Source organism: Sphingomonas sp. GW821-FHT04B01 (assembly GCF_059420425.1).
The window spans coordinates 148,800-169,597 of record NZ_JBWKTR010000004.1; the positions used below are offsets into that span (position 1 = coordinate 148,800).

Consider the following 20,798-nt stretch of genomic DNA (forward strand, 5'->3'; position numbering starts at 1 on the left):
CGGCAAGGTGGGGGCGGGGGGAGGACACGGGACGCTGCTACGCCAGCGCCTCGCCCATTTCCCGGATCGCGGCTACCTTCGCATTTAGCGCGCTCCAGTCGTCGGCCTCGGCGATCGGCGTCCAGATCGCCTCGACCTCGTCGATCAGCATGCTGCACGGGTCGCCCTGCCAATAGGCGTGGCTGCGGTCCTTGCGCGGGGCATAAGCGGCGAGCGCGTCGCGGAACGGCTGCCAGTCGTCGCCGTAGCCGTCGGGCAGCGTGCCGCCGAACACGTCGAAGAAGAAGCGGTCGAGCGGCACGGCGGCGCTGCGCAGCGCGCGTTCCATCGTCTGCACCAGCGCCCGGTCCGCCTCGTCGCCGCGCGGCAGCACGCCGAGCCGCCAGAGCAGCGCGGCGGCGATCTCGGGCTGGTAGCGCGGGCCGAACGTCTCGAGCGTGGCGATCAGCGGATCGCTCTCGGCGATCAGGCGCAGCGAGGCGGCGAGCTGCATCACGTCCCAATGGATCGCCTCGGGCTGGCGGCCGAAGGCGTAGAGGCCGGCATGGTCGAAATAGGCGGCGGTGAACGCGGGGTCCCAGATCGGGGCAAAGCGCCACGGGCCGTAGTCGAAGCTCTCGCCGGTGACGTTGATATTGTCGCTGTTGAGGACGCCGTGGACGAACCCCGCCGCCATGTAGCTTGCCGCGAGCGTCGCGGTGCGGCCGACGACGAGGTCGAGCAGGCGCAGCGGATCGTCCGAATCCTCGTCGTAGAGATTGGCGAGGACGTAGCGGACCAGCGCGCGCATGCCCGCCTCGTCCCGATGATAGGCGAGCCGCTGGAAGCTGCCGATGCGGATATGGCCGTGGCTCAGGCGTACCAGCACCGCCGAGCGCGTCGGCGACGGTTCGTCGCCGCGCATCAGTTGCTCGCCGGTCTCGATCAGCGACAGCGTGCGGCTGGTGGGGACGTTGAGCGCCTCGAGCATCTCGGTGGCGAGGATCTCGCGCACGCCGCCCTTCAGCGTCAGCCGGCCGTCGCCGAAGCGGCTGTACGGCGTGGTGCCCGAGCCCTTGGTGCCGAGGTCCATCAGCCGCCCGTCCGCGTCGCGCACCTGCGCGAAGGTGAAGCCGCGGCCGTCGCCGATCTCGGGATTGTACTGGCGGAACTGATGGCCGTGATAGCGCAGCGCGAGCGGCTGCGGCAGCGTGCCGGGCAAGGGCACGAACCGGCCGAACGCTTCGGTCCATTCGTCGTCGCTCAGTGTGTCGAGCCCGATTTCGCCGGCGGCGCGGTCGTTGCGGAAGCGCAGGCGGGTTTGGGGGAAGTCGGCGGCGGCGACCGGATCGGCCAGCGTCGGCGCGAGATCGAGCAACGCGGTGGCGGGGCGGTATGCTTGCGGGGATGGGGGCATGTGTGGATATGGAGGTCGCCAACCGCAGGACGCAACCATGGCCGCTTATGAAAACTGCTATTGGCTGTCGGCCGACGGGCTGAAGCTGCATTATCGTTTCTATCCGGGCGACGAGGGCCTGCCGCCGGTGCTCTGCCTGCCCGGCCTCACCCGCAATGCGCGCGATTACGACGCGCTCGCGGCACGGCTGGCGGGGCGGCGGCAGGTGATCGCGGTCGATTTCCGCGGCCGCGGCAAGAGCGACTATGCCAAGGATCCGATGACCTATGTCCCCGCGACCTATGTCGCGGACGTGCAGGCATTGCTCGCCGAACGCGGCATCGCGCGCGTCGTTGCGGTCGGCACCTCGCTCGGCGGGATCGTGACGATGCTGCTCGCGCAGGCGGGGGCGGGGATCGCCGCGGCGCTGCTCAACGACGTCGGGCCGGAGATCGAGGCGAGCGGGATCACCCGCATCCGCGGCTATGTCGGCAAGGGCAGCAGTTGCCCGACCTGGATGCACGCCGCGCGCGCGTTGCAGGACGGCAATGCCGACGTCTATCCCGACTGGAAGATCGAGGATTGGCTGGCGATGGCCAAGCGCGTCTACCGGCTGACCAGCAGCGGGCGGATCGTGCTCGATTACGATCTCAAGATCGCCGAACCGTTCCGCACCCCGGGCAACGAGAGCGGGCCGGACATGTGGGCGGCGCTGTCGGCGTTGCGCGCGGTGCCGGTGCTGATCGTCCGCGGCGGCCGTTCCGACGTGCTGTCGCAGCCGGTGGCGGAACGGATGCTGGCGGCGCTCGATCGGGGCGAACTGGTGACGCTCCCCGGCGTCGGCCATGCGCCGACGCTGAGCGAGCCGGCGTTGCAGGCGCCGATCGACGCGCTCCTGGAGAAGGCGGTAGCGTGACGCCCGCCGGCGACGAGCCGGATGGGGCGCCGCGGCTCGTCCTGCTCGATATCCTGCGCGGGGTGGCGATCCTCGCCATCCTGCTGATGAACGTCAGCGAGATGGGCGCGTCGATGACCGCCAATTGGTCCGACATCCGCCATATCGGCTGGACCGGCGCCGATCGGGTGGCGTGGTGGCTCGACACGCTGCTGGTCGAGGGGACGGCGCGCGCGCTGCTCGAGATGCTGTTCGGCGCGGGGATGCTGATCCTGACCGAGCGGATCGCGGCGGCGAGCGACAATCCGCTGGCGGTGGCGCTGCGCTACGGCTGGCGCAATGCGGTGCTATGGGCGCTGGGCATCGCGCACATGTTCCTGCTGCTGTGGCCGGGCGACATCCTGCACACCTATGCGGTGGCGGCGCTGATCGCCTGCGGCTTTCGGACGCTGTCGACGCGGGCGCTGTTCGTCCTCGGCCTGTCCTATGCGGCGTTCACGCTGGCGAGCGGGCTGACGACCGAAATGCCGGCGGCGGCGCGGGTGCAGATGGCGCGGGAGAATGCCGCCGCGGTGGCGCGCGAGGATCGCTTCGGCCACGGCAGTCCTGCCGACTGGACCGCGGGGCAGCGCCGCGTCGGCCTGGAGCGGCTCGGCGGCGAGGAGATCGTTTACGTCTGGGAGGCGGCGGCGACGATGCTGATCGGCGCGGGGCTGTTCCGTCTGGGGGCGTTGCAGGGCGGCTGGTCGCAGCGGCGCTATTGGCGGATGCTCGCCTGGGGCTATGGCATCGGATTGCCGCTGCGCGTGTATGGCGCGTGGGAGGCGACGCGCTTCGACGGGCGGATCGGCGTCGCGTGGATGTGGGACGATATCGCGCGGCTCGCGATGACGCTGGGGCATGTCGCGGCGGTCGCGCTGCTCGTCGGCAGCGCGCGCGGCGGGCGGTGGCTGGCGCCGTTCGCGGCGGCGGGACGGACCGCGCTGACGCTGTACGTCGCGCAGACGCTGATCGTGTCGTGGCTGATCTCCTCGCCTTACGGGCTTGGCCTGTACGGGCGGATGGGCTGGGCGGCGATGATGGCGCTCGCGCTGGCGGTCGACGCGCTGCTGCTATGGGCGGCGGTGCTGTGGGTGCGGCGGTTCCGTATCGCGCCGGTCGAATGGGCGTGGCGATCGGTGGTCGAGGGACGCTGGCTGCCGCTGCGGTAAACCGTTCTTCCGCGAACCCCGCCGCGCCGCTACACGACACGGCATGCCGCAACCCGTTCACATCCTGCACCTCCATTCGAGCTTCAGCCTGGGCGGCAAGGAGGCGCGGGCGGTGCGGCTGATGAACGCCTTCGGCGATGCGGCGCGGCATACGATCGTCAGCGGCGTGCCCGACCAGCTCGGCGCGCGCGCCTTGATCGCCAAGGGCGTGCGCTACGAGATCGCGCAGGACCCGCCGGCGCTGACCGGGCGGCCGTCGGTGGCGCGCTACGAGGCGCTGGCCCGATTCATGCGGCGCTTCGATCTGGTGCTGACCTACAATTGGGGGGCGATCGACGGGGTGATGGCGCGGCGCGTCTTCCCCAAGGGTGCGCCACCGCTGATCCATCACGAGGACGGTTTCAACGCCGACGAGGCCAAGGGGCTGAAGATCGAGCGCAACGTCTATCGGCGGATCGCACTCGGCGCGGCGCATGCGCTGGTGGTGCCGTCCGAGGTGCTGGAGGACATCGCGTTCAGGACGTGGAAGCAGCCGGCGGCGCGGGTGCATCGTATCGCCAACGGCATCGACACCGCCCGTTACGCGCAGAAGCCCGAGCTACGCGCGATCCCCGGCTTCGTGCCGAACGGCAAGGAGGTGGTGATCGGTGCGCTCGCCGGCCTGCGCGAGGTCAAGAACCTGCCGCTGCTGGTGCGCGCCTGCGGCGGCATCGCCGGCCGGTTCCGGCTGGTGATCGTCGGCGAGGGGCCGGAGCGTGCGGCGATCGAATCGACCGCGCGCGCGATGGGGATCGCCGAGCGCGTGGTGATGCCGGGGTTCCTCGGCGAGCCGCATCGCTTCGTCGGCCATTTCGACATCATCGCGCTGTCCTCGGCGAGCGAGCAATTTCCGATCAGCGTCGTCGAGGGCATGGCCGCCGGCCTGCCGGTGGTCAGCACGCCGGTCGGCGACGTACCGCGGATGGTGTCGGCGGAGAATGCGCCGTTCGTCACCGGCGGCGACGAGGTGCTGCTGCGCGATGCGTTGCAAACGCTGGTGTCCGATGCGGCGCTGCGGTCGCGGGTGGGCGCGGCGAACCGGGCGCAGGCGCGCGCCGCGTTCGACGAGGCCACGATGATCGCGCGGTACAAGGCGCTGTACGGCGCGGCGATGGGACGGCCGGGGGTGCTGGGGTAGGGCTGGTGTTCGTTTCGCGGCTTTGTCGCCGGGGCAGGGCTGTCGGTTATGAACCCTCATTTGCGCCGCCGGGTCCCAAACCCACCCCGTCACCCCGGACTTGTTCCGGGGTCCACCCTGCGGCGGGGAGAAAGGCTGGATTGGATACCCTTCCCTTGCGGCTGGGTGGACCCCGGAACAAGTCCGGGGTGACGAATCTCATGGGGAAACCGATCGAGCCTCATCACCGTAGCCATATGCAATAGCTCCGGGCTCTCGGGCTGCGGGGATCAAGCCGCACTTCGGCTCAAGGCGAGCCTTCTTCGAAAATCCGCTCTACCTGCCGGGGTACAGTCCGGGTGCGGGGCGGAGCGGCTTTCGCACTTTGTCCGCTGGCGCGGGAGCGCGGGGCATGCCGTCGGGCTCACGCTTCCTCGGCGAGTTCCTCGCCGAGCCGTGTGGCGAAGTGGAGCGCGGCGGCGGCGCCGCCGGAGGTCGCCAGCGCGAGGTCGGCGGCGCCTTGCAGCAGGCCGTCCTCGACCTCGGGTTCCTGCGCCTCGGCGGCGGCGATGGTCGCGGCGAGGATCGCGCGGGCGTCGGTTTCGCCATAGGTCAGCGCGAATGCGTCGAGCGCGGCGGCGAAACAGGCGTGGTCGCTGACCGGAGCGGCGCCATGCTGCTGGAGCGAGGCGCAGGCCGCACCGAGGACATAGGCGCGCGACCAGGCCGAGCCGGTCGGGCCGTGATCGGGCAATGCGCCCGCGACGCAGCCGAGCTGCGCGAACTGCGGCAGCAGCAGCGTGCCGAGCGGCGACTGGGGCTGCACCGGCAGCAAGGCGCCCGGCGCCCGCCGCGGCGCGATCAGGTGATTGAGGACCCCCATCGGTATTGCCTTCCCCTCGCGTGACGCGTCGATCGCGCCTGTGTGGCGCAACGGGGTTAACCGCGGCCTAAGCCGCGACGGGGGCGGCGGCGGGCGCGCAATTTCTTCGCTTCCGGGCATCCTTCTTGTATAGCCGGTCGTATTTACCCCCGGATGAGGTGCATTTTTCCGTGTTCAAGGGCCTGAAGCCGATTGTCTACAATGGCCGCGAGGTCTGGCCGCTCGTCGAGGGCGGCAAGGGCGTTGCCGCGACCAACCATGCCTCTGCCGGAGCATGGGCCGCCGCCGGTGGCATCGGTACGGTTTCCGCGGTCAATGCCGACAGCTACGATCCCGAGGGCAAGATCATCCCGCAGGTCTATCGCGCGCTGACCCGCCGCGAACGGCATGAAGAGCTGGTCGAATATGCCATCGAGGGCGCGGTGCAGCAGGTGCATCGCGCCTATGAGATCGCCGGCGGCAAGGGTGCGGTCAACATCAACGTGCTGTGGGAGATGGGCGGCGCCCAGCGCATCCTGCACGGCGTGCTGGAGCGGACGCGCGGCATGGTCGCGGGCGTCACCTGCGGCGCCGGCATGCCCTACAAGCTGTCCGAGATCACCGCCTCCTACGGCGTGTCCTATCTGCCGATCGTGTCGTCGGGCCGGGCGTTCCGCGCCTTGTGGAAGCGCGCCTATTCGAAGGCGGCGGAATGGCTGGCGGCGGTGGTCTACGAAGACCCCTGGCTCGCCGGCGGCCACAACGGCCTGTCGAATGCCGAGGACCCGCTGAAGCCGCAGGACCCGTTCCCACGCGTCGCCGAATTGCGCGCGGTGATGCGCGAGGGCGGCATCCCCGACAGCACGCCGATCGTGATGGCGGGCGGCGTCTGGTATCTGCGCGACTGGAACGACTGGATCGACAATCCGGAACTCGGCACGATCGCCTTCCAATATGGCACGCGGCCGCTGCTGACGCAGGAAAGCCCGATCCCGCAGGACTGGAAGGCCAAGCTGACCGAGATCGAGGAAGGCGAGGTGCTGCTGCACCGCTTTTCGCCGACCGGCTTCTATTCGTCGGCGGTGCGCAATCCGTTCCTGCGCAATCTGGAAGCGCGGTCCGAGCGGCAGATCGCCTTTTCGACGCAGGAGGCGGGCGATCACGTCTTCCAGCTCGACGTCGGCGTGAAGGGCAAGAATTTCTGGGTGACGCGCAACGACCTGCTGCGCGCGCGCCAGTGGTTCGGCGAAGGCTATACCGATGCGCTGAAGACGCCGGACAATACGTTGGTCTTCGTGACGCCGGTCGAGAAGGGCATCATCCGCAAGGATCAGGCGGATTGCATGGGTTGCCTGTCGCAATGCTCGTTTTCGAGCTGGGCGGATACCGACACCAATTCGACCGGGCGGCTCGCCGACCCGCGCAGCTTCTGCATCCAGAAGACGCTGCAGGATATCGCGCATGGCGGCGACATCGACCAGAATCTGATGTTCGCGGGGCATGCGGCGTATAATTTCAAGCGCGATCCGTTTTACTCGAACGGCTTCGTGCCGACGGTGAAGCAATTGGTCGATCGCATCCTGACCGGGGACTGAGCGGACCGTCGGCGCGATGGACGCGGCGGTCGAGACGGCATTGGTCGCGGTGGCGCAGGCGATGCGCGCCGCGGTCGCGCCGTGGTGGATCATCGGCAGCGCGGCGGTGGTGCTGCTCGGCGGCAAGACCGCGGTGGCCGATATCGATCTGCTGACCGGCGAGCGCGACGGCCGGGCGCTGGCGGCGCGATTGGGCGTTGCGCTGGTGGCGATCGACGCGCATCCGCGCTTCCGGTCGCGGGTGTTCGCACGCTGGCAGCGAGCGGATCGCGACGTCGAGATTATGGGCGGGCTGATGCTCGCCGAAGGCGCGGGCTGGACGGCGCTGGTGCCGGCGACGCGGGTGGCGGTCGCCGTCGGTGGCGAAACGCTGTTCGTGCCGGCGCGGCACGAGATGATCGCGATCCTCGGCCGCTTCGGGCGGGACAAGGGTCGCGCGCGGGCGCGACTGCTTGCCCGGTGTACGGGAGCGCCGGGTTGAGGCGCTCGACGCTCCCGAACCTCGTTTAGTCGGCGACGGTGCCGACGACCGCGCCGCCGGCGCCGCCGACCGCCGCACCCTTTTCGACGCTGCCGCCGGTCGCCGCGGCGACGCCCGCGCCACCTGCGGCGCCGATGCCGGCACCCTTGAGCGTCGAACAGGCCGACAGGCTGATCGCGGAGCCGAGCAGGAGCGCGGAGACGGCGAGCGGCTTGATCTTCATCGTTGATTTCCCTTGCTAATCTGAAGCGGCATAAATGGTGCTGCGCAGCAAGATGTTCCGGCCGGCAACATTTTGTCACCGGGCGGCGGGGCGATCAGGCCCAGCCTTCGAGCACCTGATCGGGCGGGCGATGGCCGTCCGCCCACATGCGGATGTTCTGGATGACGCGCTCGCCCGACGCCTGCCGACCTTCGAGCGTCGCCGAACCCATATGCGGCGTCATCACCACATTGGGCAGCGCGAGCAGCCTAGGATCGATGCGCGGCTCATGCTCCCACACGTCGAGCCCGGCGCCGGCGAGCCGGCCCGCCTCAAGCGCGTCGACCAGCGCGCCTTCGTCGAGGATGCCGCCGCGCGATGTGTTGATGACATAGACGTGGGTGCGCATCAGGCCGATGCGGCGGCGGTCGATCAGGTCGCGGCTGTCGGCGTTGAGCGGCGTGTGGATGCTGACGATATCGGCGAGGCCGAGCAGGTCGTCGAGATCGGCATGGAAGGTCGCGCCCAGCTCCGCTTCGACGACGGCGGGCAGGCGGCGGCGGTTGTGGTAATGGATCGACAGGCCGAAGGCACGCGCGCGCCGCGCCACCGCCTGGCCGATCCGGCCCATGCCGACGATGCCGAGCGCCTTGCCGCCGATCCGGTGGCCGAGCATGCCGCCGGGGCTCCAGCCGTGCCATTCGCCTGAGCGCACCAGTTTCTCGCCCTCGGCGAGCCGGCGCGGCACCGAGACGATCAGCGCCATCGCCATGTCAGCAGTATCCTCGGTCAATACGCCGGGCGTGTTGGTGACGATGATGCCGCGCGCGCGCGCCGCCTTGAGCGCGATATGGTTCACGCCGGCACCGTAATTGGCGATCAGGCGCAGCCGCTCGCCCGCGCCTTCGATCAGCGCGGCGTCGATCTCGTCGGTGACGGTGGGGACGAGCACGTCGCAATCCGCCATCGCCGCGGCGAGCTGGTCGCGCGTCATCGCCGCGTCGCCGCGATTGTTGGTGGTGTCGAACAGCGCCTCGAGCCGGTCCATCACCGTGTCGGCGAGCTCGCGGGTGACGATCACCCTGGGGGTCTTGCGGGGCTCTGGCATCGCGGCATCGGCTTGGCGGAGCGCGTGGGTCGCGTCAACGGATCGTTGCTCCTGCCCGCGTCCGCGCTAGAGAGGGGCATCCAGATTGAGGAATGTTATGATGCGCCATTGGGCTTTAGCGGTCGCGGGACTGGCGATGCTGGCGGTCGACGGCGGCGCGCTGGCCGCCGAGGCGAAGAAGACGTTGCCTTATTATGCGTCGATCAACGCCGGTCGCGCGCGGATGCGCACCGGCCCCGACAAGACCTATCCGGCGAGCTGGCTGTACCAGCGCGCCGATCTGCCGGTGCGCGTCGTCGCGACGTTCAAGCAATGGCGCAAGGTCGAGGATCCCGACGGCACGCAGGGCTGGATGCTCGCCGCGCTGCTGAGCGAACGGCGGACGGCGATCGTCCGCGGCGCGCAGCCGGTCGAGATGCACGAACGCGCGTCGAGCGGCGCGAAGCTGCTGTGGCGTGCCGCACCGGGCGTCGTCGGGCGGCTGAGCGCCTGCGGCGGCGGCTGGTGCCGCTTCGACGTGCGCGGGCAGGCGGGCTTCGTCGAGGTCGGAAGCCTGTGGGGCGTCGAGCCGGCCGAGCGGCTGCCGTGATGCGCTAGGCGCTCCCCTCCCGTGCAGGGCAGGGCTATCGCATATGGCTGCGGTAATGAGGTTCGATCGGTGTCCTCATCAGATTCGTCACCCCGGACCCGTTCCGGGGTCCACCGGGCCACAGGAGAACGGTAACGAGTCAAGCCTTTCTCCGCGCCGCAGGGTGGGCCCCGGAACAAGTCCGGGGTGACGGGGTAGGCCTGGGACACGGCGGGCTCGAATGAACGTCGATATGCGACAGCCCTCCCGTGCAGGGAGGGGAGGCGCGTCAGTTCATCAGTTCGACCGCCATCGCGGTCGCCTCGCCGCCGCCGATGCACAGCGACGCCATGCCGCGGCGCTGGCCGTTCGTCTCGAGCGCCGACAGCAGGGTCGCGAGGATGCGCGCGCCGCTCGCGCCGATCGGATGGCCGAGCGCGCAGGCGCCGCCGTGGACGTTGAGGCGGGCGGGGTCGATGCCGAGATCGTGGATCGCGATCATCGACACCACCGCGAACGCCTCGTTGACCTCGAACAGGTCGATGTCGTCGCGGCTCCAGCCGGCGCGGTCCATCGCCTTGCGCATCGCGAACACCGGCGCGGTGGTGAATTTGGCCGGATCGTGCGCGTGCGCGGCATGCGCGACGACGCGGGCGATCGGGGTGAGGCCGAGCCGCTCGGCGACGCTGGCGCGGGTCATCACCAGCGCCGCCGCACCGTCGGAGATCGACGAGGCGTTGGCGGCGGTGATCGTGCCCTCCCGCGAGAAAGCGGGCTTGAGCGTCGGGATCTTTGCGACGTCGCCCTTGGCCGGCTGTTCGTCGAGCGCGACGGTGGTCGAACCCTTGCGGCCCTTCACCTCGACCGGCACGATCTCGCGATCGAACGCGCCCGACCCCTGCGCGCGCTGCGCGCGGTGCAGCGACTCGATCGCATAATCGTCCATCGCCTTGCGGGTGAACTGATAGTCGGCGGCGGTATCCTCGGCGAAATTGCCCATCAGCTTGCCGGGCTCATAGGCATCCTCGAGCCCGTCGAGATACATATGGTCGTAGAAGGTGTCGTGGCCGATGCGCGCGCCGCCGCGATGCTTGCGCGAGAGATAGGGGGCGTTGGTCATGCTCTCCATGCCGCCCGCCACCAGCAGGTCGACCGACCCCGCGGCGAGCGCATCGGCGGCCATGATCGCCGCCTGCATGCCCGATCCGCACATCTTGTTCACCGTCGTCGCCTCGACATGCGTGCCGAGCCCGGCGCCGATCGCCGCCTGGCGGGCGGGGGCCTGGCCGAGACCGGCGGGCAGGACGCAGCCCATGTAGATACGCTCGATCGCCTCCGCCGAGGCACCGGCACGGTCGACTGCGGCCTTGACCGCGGCGGCGCCGAGCTCGGTCGCCGAGGCGCCGGCGAGCGCACCCTGGAACGAGCCCATCGGCGTGCGGGCGTAACTGACGATTACGACGGGATCGGTGGACATACGCTCTCCGGTGTTTCTAGTTGAGGGCGATCTAGGGTGTGGCAGGGGGCGGGGCAATGACGGGATACGGCAGGTCCAGCGTTGCTGCCGGTCGGCATAATGGTCGCGGGAGGAAAGGCCGTTCTCAATCCTCCCCTTGGCGGCAGGGCTATCGCATATGAAGGTCGGTATGGGTCCGCCGTCTGCCAAATCCACCTCGTCACCCCGGACTTGGTCCGGGGTCCACTCTGCGGCGAGGAGAAAGGCATGATCCGACACCATTCTCTTGCGGCCCGGTGGACCCTGGAACGAGTCCGGGGTGACGAAGACCATGGGCAAGCGGCTCGATCCTCAACACCGCAGCCATATGCGATAGCCCTGCCCCTGAAGGCGGAGGAATTGATCGGCGGGATACAATCCCACGCCCGCTCGCTCAGTCGCCATGGAAGAATATATCGAGCCTATACGGTGGTTTGCGTCGATCAGCGGGATGATTGCGGCGACCGTCGTGGCGTTGGACTGGGGGCGGCGCGATACCGGCTGGGCGATGGTGCTGTTCTGCCTGTCGGCGGTCGCGTGGCTGGTCGGTGCGGCGGTGATGCGCGACTGGGCGCTGGGATCGCAGAACATCGTGCTGCTGCTGATCGATCTGCTCGGTGTCTATCGCTATCTGATCCGCGATCCCGACCCGCAGACCGAAGGGGCATGACGTGAGCGCCGTCGGCTGGGCGGCGCTGCTCGGCGGGCTGGGGGCGATCTTCGGCAGCTTCATCGCGGCGCTGGTGATCCGCTGGCCGGCGGGGCGTTCGATCGCGGACGGACGGTCGGCGTGCGACGCATGCGGGCGGACGCTCGCGCCGGTCGAGCTGGTGCCGATCGTCAGCTTCGTGGCGCAGCGCGGGCGGTGCCGGGGCTGCGATGCGCGGATCGATCCCGGCCATCTGTGGATCGAACTGGCGGCGCTGGCGATCGGCATGCTGGCCGGGGCGGTCGCACCCGGTTGGGCCGGCGTGGCGGGGGCGGTGTTCGGCTGGCTGCTGCTGGCGCTCGCGGCGCTCGACATCGTCGCCTTCTGGCTGCCCGACCGGCTGACCGCACTGCTCGCTCTGGCCGGGCTGGCGAGCGGCGCGGTGGGGCTGGCGCCCGCGCTGGCGGCCCGGCTGATCGGCGGCATCGCCGGCTATGCGGCGCTCGCCGGGATCGCGCTGGGCTACAGGGCGTGGCGGGGCCGCGAGGGGATGGGCGGCGGCGATCCCAAGCTGATGGGGGCGATCGGATTGTGGCTCGGCTGGCGGATGCTGCCGGCGGTGCTGGTGATCGCGAGCCTGGTCGGACTGGGGGTCGCAGTGTTCGCGCATCTCAGCGGGCGGCGCATGGCACGCGACACCGCGCTGCCGTTCGGCGCATTGCTCGGCGTGGCGGCTTACCCGGCGTGGCTGGCCATGGTAACGATCGCGCCATGATCGCGCTGTTCCTCGCCGTCGTCGCCCAAGCCGCCGCGCCCGCTGCCCCCGCCGCGCCGTCCGTACTCGGACCGATCGGCCAGCAGCGGCTGCCGGCCAAGGGCTGTGCCGCCTATCTGTGGAACCCAGCGGACCGGCAATTGGTGGCGATGGCGGTCGCCGATCCGGCGACGCTGCGCCTGTCGATCGGCGGCAAGACGATCGATCTGGCACGAAGCGGCGACGGCGAGGGGCCGGGACGGCTCGGCTTCGCCGAGGCGATCGACTATCGCGGCGGCGATCTCAGCGTGCGGCTGGCGATGGAGATCGTCCAGCAGGACGGGCTGACCGCGGGGGCGCGGGTGCCGAGCGGGTCGATGCAGATCGAGCGGCCGGGGCAGGATGCGATCGCGGTGCCGGTCGCGGGCCTGATCGGCTGTCGCAGCTGAGGCCCGACGCGGCAAGCGTTGCCGATCGGCCACAATCGCCAAAATCGTTTCGGCTGGCGAACCAATGGCGTTTCGGTCCGTTGTCGACCCTGCGGGGGCGGGTCTCCGCGTTGCTCCGACGGACCTTCGATGACGCTACGCTTCGTATTCGCCAGCCTTTCCATTGCCATGTTGCTCACCGGCACCGCGCACGCCCAACAGGTCGATGTCGGCGCCTCCGCGCCGCCGCCCGACACCGCCGAGGCGACCCCCGACAGCAGTCAGGGCGATACCCAGCACCGGCCGCGCACCGCGATCGCCCGCACCCGCGATACCTCGCCCTCGGCACTGATCGGCGACACGCAGAGTGCGCCGCCGCCGGGCCTGATCGGCGACTGGCAGGAAATCCGCACCCGGCTCGGCCAGCGCGGGATCGGCGTCACCGCGCGTTATGCCTCGGAAAGCGGGTACAATGTCGCGGGCGGCGACCGAAAGCTGTTCCGCGAGACCGGCCAGTTCGACGCCGGCGTCCTGCTCGACCTCGACAAGCTCGCCGGGCTGACGGGCGGCGCGTTCCAGGCGACGGTGACGTGGCGGCGCGGGCGCAACCTGACCGCGGATGCCGGCATCGATTCGCTGCAGCAGGTGCAGGAGGTCTATGGCCGCGGCCAGACGGTGCGTGTGACGCAATTATGGTATGAGCAGCGGATCGGCCCGCGCGTCGAGATCAAGCTCGGCCGCACCAATCCGGGCGAGGATTTCGCGGTCTTCTCGTGCCATTTCATGAATTTGAGCTTCTGCGGCGCGCAGCCGGGCAATCTCGTCGGCGATTATTGGCAGAATTGGCCCGTCGGCCAATGGGGTGCGCGGGTCCGGGTCGATCTGCCGCGCGACCTGTACGTGCAGGGCGGCGTCTATGAGATCAATCCGCGCAATCTCGACAACGACTTCTTCGTCTGGCGCTTCCACGGTGCGACCGGCGCGCTGATCCCGGTCGAGGTCGGCTGGACGCGCGGCGGCGACGACGGGCAGGTCGGTTCGTACAAGGTCGGCGCGTGGCTCGGCACCGCGCGCGGCGACGACGTGCTGCTCGACGTCAACCGCAATCCCAGCGTCGTCACCGGCCTGTCGCCGCTCCAGCATACGAGTCGCTACGGTGTCTACGGGACGATGCAGCAGCAGCTCACCGGTACGTCGAAGGACGGCAAGGCGCTGACCGGCCTGTCGATGTTCGCCAATGTCACGCAGGCGGACCGGGCGACCTCGGTGACGGACAATCAGGTGTCGCTGGGGGTGTTCTACAAGGGGCTGGTGCCGGCGGTGCCGGGCGACGTGCTCGGTGTCGCTGCCGCGCGGACCAACGTCAACGGCCGCGCCGCGACCGCCGACCGGCTGATACCGGGGACGCCGGTGCGCCATGCCGAATATGCCGCGGAGGTCTATTACAGCATCCACCCCGCCGACTGGCTCGAGCTCAGGCCGAACCTGCAATATATCCACCATCCCGGCGGGGTGCGCGAGGCGCATGACGTCGGCGTATTGGGGATGAAGGCGGCGATCACGCTGTGAGGGGTGGGGTACGATCCTCCCAACCCGCATCGTCACCCCCGAATTTGTTCGGGACCTCTCAAACGTCACCGTGCTCATGCGAAAGCAGGAGCCTAGGAGTCACAAGCGCTGGCCTGCTTGGCCCTGGGTTCCTGCTTTCGCAGGAACACTGCGCCGCTGCCTCGCGAGCCTCAGAAAGCGCCCCGGCGCGAGACGCGTTGGCGCTTGTCGTTGCCGCTCCGCCGGGGTACACCGCTGTTATACACGTTAAACAGAGGTATAGCATGCAAGCCGCCAGCCAGGTCCTCGATCGCGTCCTCGTCCTCGAGATGGTGCGTGTCACCGAAGCGGCGGCGATCTCCGCCTCGACGCTGACCGGGCGCGGCGACGAAAAGGCCGCCGACGCCGCCGCGGTCGAGGCGATGCGCGCGGCGCTCAACGAGCTCGACATCGACGGCACCGTGGTGATCGGCGAAGGCGAGCGCGACGAGGCGCCGATGCTGTTCATCGGCGAGAAGGTCGGCACCGGCAACGGTCCGGCGATCGACATCGCGCTCGATCCGCTGGAGGGCACGACGATCTGCGCCAAGGCGGGACCGAACAGCCTCGCGGTGCTGGCGATCGCCGAAAAGGGCGGCCTGCTCAATGCGCCCGACGTCTATATGGACAAGATCGCGGTCGGCCCGAACCTGCCCGCCGGCGTCATCGACCTCGACAGGACGCCGACGGAGAACGTCCATGCGATCGCCGCCGCCAAGGGCGTCGCGCCGCACGAGATCATCGCCTGCGTACTCGACCGGCCGCGTCACGAGGCGCTGATCGCCGAGCTGCGCAGCATCGGTTGCGGCGTGATGCTGATCGGCGACGGCGACGTCGCGGGGGTGATCGCGACGGCCGATCCGGATACGACGATCGACGTCTATATGGGCTCGGGCGGCGCGCCGGAGGGCGTGCTGGCCTGCGCGGCGCTGCGCTGCGTCGGCGGCCAGTTCAAGGGCCGGCTGCTGTTCCGCAACGACGACGAGCGCGCGCGGGCGCACAAATGGGGCATCGACGACCTCGACAAGCAATACGACCTCGAAGAGCTGGCCAAGGGCGACTGCATCTTCGCCGCGACCGGCGTCACGGACGGGTCGCTGCTCGAGGGGGTCAAGCGCCGCAAGGGCAAGATGACCACCGAGAGCGTCGTCATGCGCGCCTCGACCGGCACGGTGCGCTGGGTGAAGGGCGAACACCGCACGGATTGATCCGGGGCGGGAAGTGCGGTTATCCTAGGCGGTCGTCACCCCGGACTTGGTCCGGGGTCCACAGTGCCGCAGGCGAGCGGTGCCGCCTCCAACCCTTCTCCTCGCCGCGGAGTGGACCCCGGAACAAGTCCGGGGTGACGAAGTGATCTGAATGCTCGCCATCCTCCTCGTCCTTACCGTCGGCTATCAGCTCGTCTTGTTGCGACGCGGGCGGATGTTCGCGTGGCGGCGTATCGCGTTCGGCGCGCGTCATCTGCGCTGGGCGGCGACGCTGTGGCTCGGCTATGGCGTTACCGCGCTTGTCGGCTTGCTCGTCATGCAGCGTCTGTCGGGTATCGGCACGCTGCCCGCGGAATTCCTGCCGCTCGCTTTCTATCTCGGCATGCCGCCCGGCACGATCGATGCGCAGACCGTCGCCATCGGGCTCGGCGCGGGGAGCCTGCTTGGGCTGATCCTCACCTGGTGGCGGGCGCGGCGCGGGCGGGCGCCATGGACTGCGGGCGACGCGCGCTCGGTGATGCCGACGAGCAACGCCGACCTCTGGCCTGCCGCCGCGCTGGCGCTGTCGGCGGGGACGGCGGAGGAATTGTTCTACCGCCTCTGGCTGCCGCTGATCGTCGCGCTGGCGACCGGCTCGGGGCTCGCCGGGGTGATCGTCGCCACCACCGCCTTCGCCGCGATGCACCGCTATCAGGGGCGGGTCGGCATGGCGGCGACCTTCGTCGGTGGCGGGCTGCTGACCGCGCTCTACATGGGGACCGGCGCGCTCTGGGTGCCGATGGGCGTCCACGTGCTCGTCGATCTCAACGCGCTCGCGCTGCGCCCGGCGCTGTCGGCGCGGGTGCGGCGGCGGCTCAGTTCTTCAGCCGCCAGCCGCTCTTGAAGATCCAGGCGATGATGCCGAGGCAGACGACGAGGAAGCCGAGCGTCACGCCGAGGCTGACCGCGATATCGACGTCGCCCTTGCCGAAGAAGCTCCAGCGGAAGCCGCTGACCAGATAGACGACCGGGTTGAACAGGCTGACCGTCCGCCACGGCTGCGGCAGCATGTCGATCGAATAGAAGCTGCCGCCGAGGAAGGTCAGCGGCGTGATCAGCAGCATCGGCACGAAATTGAGCTGTTCGAAGCTTTTCGCCCAGATGCCGAGGATGAAGCCGAACAGGCTGAACGCGATCGCGGTGAGCAGCAGGAAGGCGATCATCGCGCCGGGATGGAGGACGCGGATCGGCACGAAGAAGGCCGATGTGGCGAGGATGATGACGCCGAGCACCACCGACTTGGTCGCCGCCGCGCCGACATAGCCGAGCACCATCTCCATCGCCGACACCGGCGCGGACAGCAGTTCGAAGATCGTGCCGGTGAATTTGGGGAAATAGATGCCGATCGAGGCATTGCCGACGCTCTGCGTCAGCAGCGACAGCATGATGAGTCCCGGCACGATGAAACTGCCGTAGCCGACGCCGTCGACGCTCTGCATGCGGCTGCCGATCGCGCCGCCGAAGACGATGAAATACAGGCTGGTGGTCAGCACCGGCCCGACGAGGCTCTGCCACAGGGTGCGCAGCGAGCGCGCCATTTCGAAGCGATAGATCGCCCAGACGCCGTGGAGGTTCATGCGCGTTGTCCCACCAGATCGACGAAAATGTCCTCGAGGCTGGATTTGGAGGTCTCCAGATCCTTGAAGCCGATATGCCGCTCGGCGAGTTCGCGCAGCAGCGAGGGGATGCCGGTATGTTCCTCGGTCGCGTCGAAGACGTAGCGGAGCACCTTGCCGTCGCTCTGCAGGCTGAGCTGCCAGCGTTCGAGGCCCGCAGGGACGGCGTCGAGCGGCTCGACCAGCGTCAGGTCGAGCTCGCGCTTGCCAAGCTTGTGCATCAGCGCCGCCTTCTCCTCGACGAGCAGCAGCCGGCCCTTGTCGATTACGCCGACGCGGTCGGCCATCTCCTCGGCCTCCTCGATATAATGGGTGGTGAGGATGATCGTCACGCCGCGCTCGCGCAGGCCGTGGACCAGCTTCCACATGTCGCGGCGGAGCGCGACGTCGACGCCCGCGGTGGGTTCGTCGAGGAACAGGACCTCCGGCTCGTGTGCCAGCGCTTTGGCGATGAGCACGCGGCGCTTCATCCCGCCCGAGAGTTCCATGATCTTGGAATCGCGCTTGTCCCACAGGGAGAGGTCGCGCAGCACCTGTTCGATATAGGCGCTGTGGCCCGAGCGGCCGAACAGCCGGCGCGAGAAGGTGACGGTGGCGAGCACCGTCTCGAACATGTCGACCGACAGTTCCTGCGGCACGAGGCCGATGCGGCGGCGGGCGGCCTTATAGTCGGTGATCGCGTCGTGACCGGCGACCTGGATCGTGCCGGTCGAGGGGGTGACGATGCCGCAGATGATGCTGATCAGCGTCGTCTTGCCGGCGCCATTGGGGCCGAGCAGCGCGAAGATTTCGCCCTTGTTGATCGTCAGGTCGACGTGATGGAGCGCGGTGAAACCGCCCTTGTACGTCTTGGAGACGCCGGCGATGGCGAGAATCTGTTCTGGCATTGGGGTCCCCCGGAGTGGGCCGGAGATAGGGCGGGGGGTGTCGGTTGGTAAGGGGGTGATATCCTTGGGGTTGCTGTTCATTTTCGTCATTTCGGCGAAAGTGATGACGAAGGGTGGCGATACCCTCCTCGACCATTGTCATTCCCACGAAGGCGGGAATCCATAGACGCTGACGATGCGGTTCTTGCCGTGAGGCCTGCGCGTATGGATCCACGCCTTCGCGGGGATGACAGTGTGTGGGAAGCGGGGGCCTATTTCCCCCGCGCGGCGGCGATCGCCTTTTCCAGTTCCTCGACCGGCAGCGCGCCGGACAGTACGCGGTTGCCGACCACCCAGCTCGGGGTGCCGTTCATGCCGAGCTTGGCGGCGGTCGCCATGTTCTTGGCGATCTCGCCATCGATCGTGCCGGTGTCGAGCCCGGCGAGCGTCACTCCGGCGCGGGCCGCGGCGCCCTTGATCGAGGCGTCGCTCACCGGCCCGCCCGCGTAAAGCGCGTCGTGGAAGCCGAGGAACTTGCCCTGCTGTGCCGCCGCGAGGCTCGCGCGCGCTGCGGTGCGGCTCGCCTCGGACAGGATCGGCAAGTCGCGATAGACGATGCGCAGGTTCGGATCGCGCTTGAGCAGGTCGGCGATCATCGGCAGCGACGCACGGCAATAGCCGCAATTGTAATCGAAATATTCGACCAAAGTGACGTCACCCTTGGGATTGCCGGCCCAGGCGCTGCCGAACGGCGTCAGGATCGCGTCGCGATTGGCGGCGACCGTCTCGCCCGACTGGCGCTCCTGCAACGCCTGCATCGCCTGCGGGATGATCTCCGGATGGGAAAGAACGTAATCGTGGACGACGCGCTCGATCCGCGCCCGATCGGCGCCCCCCGGTGATGTGAAACGCTCGGAACTCCACACGGCGCCGGCGCCAATCAGGCCGCCGAGCACCGCGACCAGCGGCAAGGTATAACGGCTCATCGTTTCTTATATTTCTTCGGATTGTCGTCCATGTCGTTCTGCGCGGCCATCGCAATGTCTTGCGCGCGGATCCAATCGGACGTGTTGGCGGGAAGGTTGGCGAGCGCATAGCGCGCGCTCTGCGCGGCGGTGCGGTGGTCGCCCTCCATGCTGGCACGCTCGGCGGTGGCGAGCGCGGCGCGCGGCGTGTCGCCGGTCAGCTCATAGACGGTGCCGAGCTGATACCAGGCGAACGGATTCTCGTCGTCGCGACCGACCGCGACGCGCAGCACCTTGATCGCTTCGGGATAATTGGCCTTGTTCTCGGTCGCGATCAGCGCGTGGCCGAAGGTGGTGGCGATCAACGGATTGTTGCGCGAACCTTCGGTGGCGGCGCGTAGCGGCGGAAGCGCGTCGACGGGGCGGCCGGCCTCGAGCAGGATCTGGCCACGGATCTCCTGGAAATAGGGATCGTCGGGTTTGGCCTTGATCAGCGCGACCGATTCGGCGTCCGCCTTGTCGGGATAGCCGGCCTTATGCCAGGCATAGGCACGGGCGTAATGCGCGTAGATGCTGCCGTCGCTTTCGGGGAAATCCTTCAGCGTCCGGTCTGGCGTCAACACATAGCCCTCCAGCTTCGCCTTCACGCGCCGGAAGCGCTCCTCCAGCGCCGGATCGGACGGCTTGCTCCACGCCGGCGAATTCTGCAGCACCGCGGTGAGATTAGCGATCCGCTCGCCGGACAGCGGGTGGGTCTGCATGAACGGATCGATATTCTCGACGCCGTAGCGATATTCCTGCTGCTGTAGCGTCTTGAAGAAGCTCAGCATGCCCTTGCCGGTGACCCCGGCGGCGTTGAGGAAGCGCGCACCGGCGGCGTCGGCGGAGTTTTCCTGCGTCCGGCTGAACGAGAGATATTTGGCCATGCCGGCGGACTGGCCGAGCGCCATCAATCCCGCGCCGGCCTCGCCCGCGCCGGCGGCGACCGCGGCGAGGCCGAGCACCATCGACAGCAAGGTGATATGCATCGCCGGCTTGATGCCGTTGTCGGCGAGGACGACGTGGCCGTCGGCGATATGGCCGAGTTCGTGCGCGATGACGCCCTGCACCTGGTTGGCGTTGACCGCCGCCTGCAACAGGCCGGAGTGGACGTAGACCGTCTGCCCGCCGGCGACGAAGGCGTTGATCGATTCGTCGTTGATCAGCACGACTTTGACGTCGCGCGGCGACAGGCCGGCCGCCTTGACCAGCGGCACCGCCATGTCGCTGAACATCGACTCGGTCTCGGCATCGCGCAGGATCGATTGCGCCTGCACGGGCGCAGCGGAGACGAGCGCCGCGACGGCGGCGAAGCAGGCGAGACGTTTCATGCTGGGGACGGTCCGGAAGATCACGGCGTGAGTATAGGCGGGCGGCGTGGGGAGGTCACGACGAAAGCGGTGCGCGCCTCGGGCTGAACGGGGGATGAGTGGCGGTAAATTCCTTCCCCGCAATGGCACGGCTATCGCACATGAACCTTGATCCAAACCCGCCGACCTCCAAGCCCACCCCGTCACCCCGGACTTGTTCCGGGGTCTACTCTGCGGCGAGGAGAAAGGCTCAAGTCGACACCATTCTCTTGCGGCTGGGTGGACCCCGGAACAAGTCCGGGGTGACGGATCCAATGATGAAACCGATTGAACCTCATCAGCGTAGGCAGATGCGATAGCCCTGCCTGAAGGGGGGATGGGGACCGCTC

The 20,798-nt window shown here is 68.8% G+C and carries 21 protein-coding genes; 12 read left to right on the plus strand and 9 right to left on the minus strand.

Annotation, left to right across the window (positions count from 1 at the left end; all coding sequences use genetic code 11):
* Window positions 1-37 precede the first annotated feature (37 nt).
* Window positions 38-1,396, minus strand: a complete 1,359-nt coding sequence (locus tag AC07UH_RS11755) for a protein adenylyltransferase SelO family protein (RefSeq protein WP_495180585.1) — start codon at window positions 1,394-1,396, stop codon at window positions 38-40.
* A 37-nt stretch (window positions 1,397-1,433) separates the two neighbouring features.
* Between AC07UH_RS11755 and AC07UH_RS11760 the strand changes: the two genes are divergently transcribed.
* From AC07UH_RS11760 to AC07UH_RS11770, 3 genes are read left to right on the plus strand one after another with little or no spacing between them, the layout of a single operon-like run.
* On the plus strand, window positions 1,434-2,291 hold the full coding sequence (locus tag AC07UH_RS11760; RefSeq protein WP_495180586.1) for an alpha/beta fold hydrolase: 858 nt from the start codon (window positions 1,434-1,436) through the stop codon (window positions 2,289-2,291).
* On the plus strand, window positions 2,288-3,481 hold the full coding sequence (locus AC07UH_RS11765; RefSeq protein ID WP_495180587.1) for a DUF418 domain-containing protein: 1,194 nt from the start codon (window positions 2,288-2,290) through the stop codon (window positions 3,479-3,481). Before AC07UH_RS11760 ends, AC07UH_RS11765 begins: the two co-directional genes overlap by 4 nt.
* 43 nt (window positions 3,482-3,524) lie before the next feature.
* Complete coding sequence (locus tag AC07UH_RS11770; RefSeq protein ID WP_495180588.1) at window positions 3,525-4,658, plus strand: glycosyltransferase; 1,134 nt, start codon at window positions 3,525-3,527, stop codon at window positions 4,656-4,658.
* A 403-nt stretch (window positions 4,659-5,061) separates the two neighbouring features.
* Here the strand turns inward: AC07UH_RS11770 and AC07UH_RS11775 are convergent, their stop codons facing one another.
* Window positions 5,062-5,520: a hypothetical protein gene (locus AC07UH_RS11775; protein ID WP_137898754.1), complete on the minus strand. Its 459-nt coding sequence runs from the start codon at window positions 5,518-5,520 to the stop codon at window positions 5,062-5,064.
* Between the two features lie 170 nt (window positions 5,521-5,690).
* On the opposite strand from AC07UH_RS11775, the gene AC07UH_RS11780 reads away from it, so the two are divergent.
* The gene (locus AC07UH_RS11780) at window positions 5,691-7,094 is read left to right on the plus strand and encodes an NAD(P)H-dependent flavin oxidoreductase (RefSeq protein WP_038661204.1); all 1,404 of its coding nucleotides are present in this window, start codon (window positions 5,691-5,693) and stop codon (window positions 7,092-7,094) included.
* Between the two features lie 16 nt (window positions 7,095-7,110).
* Complete coding sequence (locus tag AC07UH_RS11785; protein WP_495180589.1) at window positions 7,111-7,575, plus strand: hypothetical protein; 465 nt, start codon at window positions 7,111-7,113, stop codon at window positions 7,573-7,575.
* A 25-nt stretch (window positions 7,576-7,600) separates the two neighbouring features.
* Here the strand turns inward: AC07UH_RS11785 and AC07UH_RS11790 are convergent, their stop codons facing one another.
* A complete protein-coding gene (locus AC07UH_RS11790) occupies window positions 7,601-7,798 on the minus strand; it encodes a YMGG-like glycine zipper-containing protein (protein WP_038661201.1) in 198 nt (65 codons plus the stop codon).
* A gap of 94 nt (window positions 7,799-7,892) precedes the next feature.
* Window positions 7,893-8,885, minus strand: a complete 993-nt coding sequence (locus tag AC07UH_RS11795; protein ID WP_137898753.1) for a 2-hydroxyacid dehydrogenase — start codon at window positions 8,883-8,885, stop codon at window positions 7,893-7,895.
* A 100-nt stretch (window positions 8,886-8,985) separates the two neighbouring features.
* Between AC07UH_RS11795 and AC07UH_RS11800 the strand changes: the two genes are divergently transcribed.
* On the plus strand, window positions 8,986-9,474 hold the full coding sequence (locus tag AC07UH_RS11800) for an SH3 domain-containing protein (RefSeq protein WP_495180590.1): 489 nt from the start codon (window positions 8,986-8,988) through the stop codon (window positions 9,472-9,474).
* Window positions 9,475-9,742: 268 nt separating this feature from the next.
* On the opposite strand, the gene AC07UH_RS11805 is transcribed toward AC07UH_RS11800, so the two are convergent.
* Complete coding sequence (locus tag AC07UH_RS11805) at window positions 9,743-10,930, minus strand: acetyl-CoA C-acyltransferase (RefSeq protein ID WP_038661195.1); 1,188 nt, start codon at window positions 10,928-10,930, stop codon at window positions 9,743-9,745.
* Between the two features lie 469 nt (window positions 10,931-11,399).
* Here AC07UH_RS11805 and AC07UH_RS11810 point away from each other — a divergent pair, with 469 nt between their 5' ends.
* The 6 genes from AC07UH_RS11810 to AC07UH_RS11835 all read left to right on the plus strand — a co-directional run bounded on the left by AC07UH_RS11810 (window position 11,400) and on the right by AC07UH_RS11835 (window position 16,457).
* Window positions 11,400-11,618 (plus strand): hypothetical protein, encoded by a 219-nt coding sequence (locus tag AC07UH_RS11810; RefSeq protein ID WP_137898751.1) that lies wholly within the window; start codon window positions 11,400-11,402, stop codon window positions 11,616-11,618.
* Between the two features lies 1 nt (window position 11,619).
* Window positions 11,620-12,372, plus strand: coding sequence for a prepilin peptidase (locus AC07UH_RS11815; RefSeq protein WP_495180592.1), 753 nt, complete (start codon window positions 11,620-11,622; stop codon window positions 12,370-12,372).
* On the plus strand, window positions 12,369-12,800 hold the full coding sequence (locus AC07UH_RS11820) for a hypothetical protein (RefSeq protein ID WP_495180593.1): 432 nt from the start codon (window positions 12,369-12,371) through the stop codon (window positions 12,798-12,800). Before AC07UH_RS11815 ends, AC07UH_RS11820 begins: the two co-directional genes overlap by 4 nt.
* A gap of 129 nt (window positions 12,801-12,929) precedes the next feature.
* Window positions 12,930-14,348, plus strand: coding sequence for a carbohydrate porin (locus AC07UH_RS11825; protein WP_249340645.1), 1,419 nt, complete (start codon window positions 12,930-12,932; stop codon window positions 14,346-14,348).
* Between the two features lie 263 nt (window positions 14,349-14,611).
* A complete protein-coding gene (gene glpX, locus AC07UH_RS11830) occupies window positions 14,612-15,574 on the plus strand; it encodes a class II fructose-bisphosphatase (protein ID WP_038661185.1) in 963 nt (320 codons plus the stop codon).
* Window positions 15,575-15,725: 151 nt separating this feature from the next.
* The gene (locus AC07UH_RS11835; RefSeq protein WP_495180594.1) at window positions 15,726-16,457 is read left to right on the plus strand and encodes a CPBP family intramembrane glutamic endopeptidase; all 732 of its coding nucleotides are present in this window, start codon (window positions 15,726-15,728) and stop codon (window positions 16,455-16,457) included.
* On the opposite strand, the gene AC07UH_RS11840 is transcribed toward AC07UH_RS11835, so the two are convergent.
* From AC07UH_RS11840 to AC07UH_RS11855, 4 genes are all read right to left on the minus strand, one after another.
* Window positions 16,429-17,190, minus strand: coding sequence for an ABC transporter permease (locus tag AC07UH_RS11840; RefSeq protein WP_038661182.1), 762 nt, complete (start codon window positions 17,188-17,190; stop codon window positions 16,429-16,431). The two genes, AC07UH_RS11835 and AC07UH_RS11840, sit on opposite strands and share 29 nt — an antisense overlap.
* Window positions 17,187-18,116, minus strand: coding sequence for an ABC transporter ATP-binding protein (locus AC07UH_RS11845; protein WP_495180595.1), 930 nt, complete (start codon window positions 18,114-18,116; stop codon window positions 17,187-17,189). Before AC07UH_RS11845 ends, AC07UH_RS11840 begins: the two co-directional genes overlap by 4 nt.
* A gap of 251 nt (window positions 18,117-18,367) precedes the next feature.
* Window positions 18,368-19,081 (minus strand): DsbA family protein, encoded by a 714-nt coding sequence (locus AC07UH_RS11850; protein WP_495180596.1) that lies wholly within the window; start codon window positions 19,079-19,081, stop codon window positions 18,368-18,370.
* The gene (locus tag AC07UH_RS11855) at window positions 19,078-20,430 is read right to left on the minus strand and encodes a M48 family metalloprotease (protein ID WP_495180597.1); all 1,353 of its coding nucleotides are present in this window, start codon (window positions 20,428-20,430) and stop codon (window positions 19,078-19,080) included. Before AC07UH_RS11855 ends, AC07UH_RS11850 begins: the two co-directional genes overlap by 4 nt.
* Window positions 20,431-20,798: the final 368 nt, after the last annotated feature.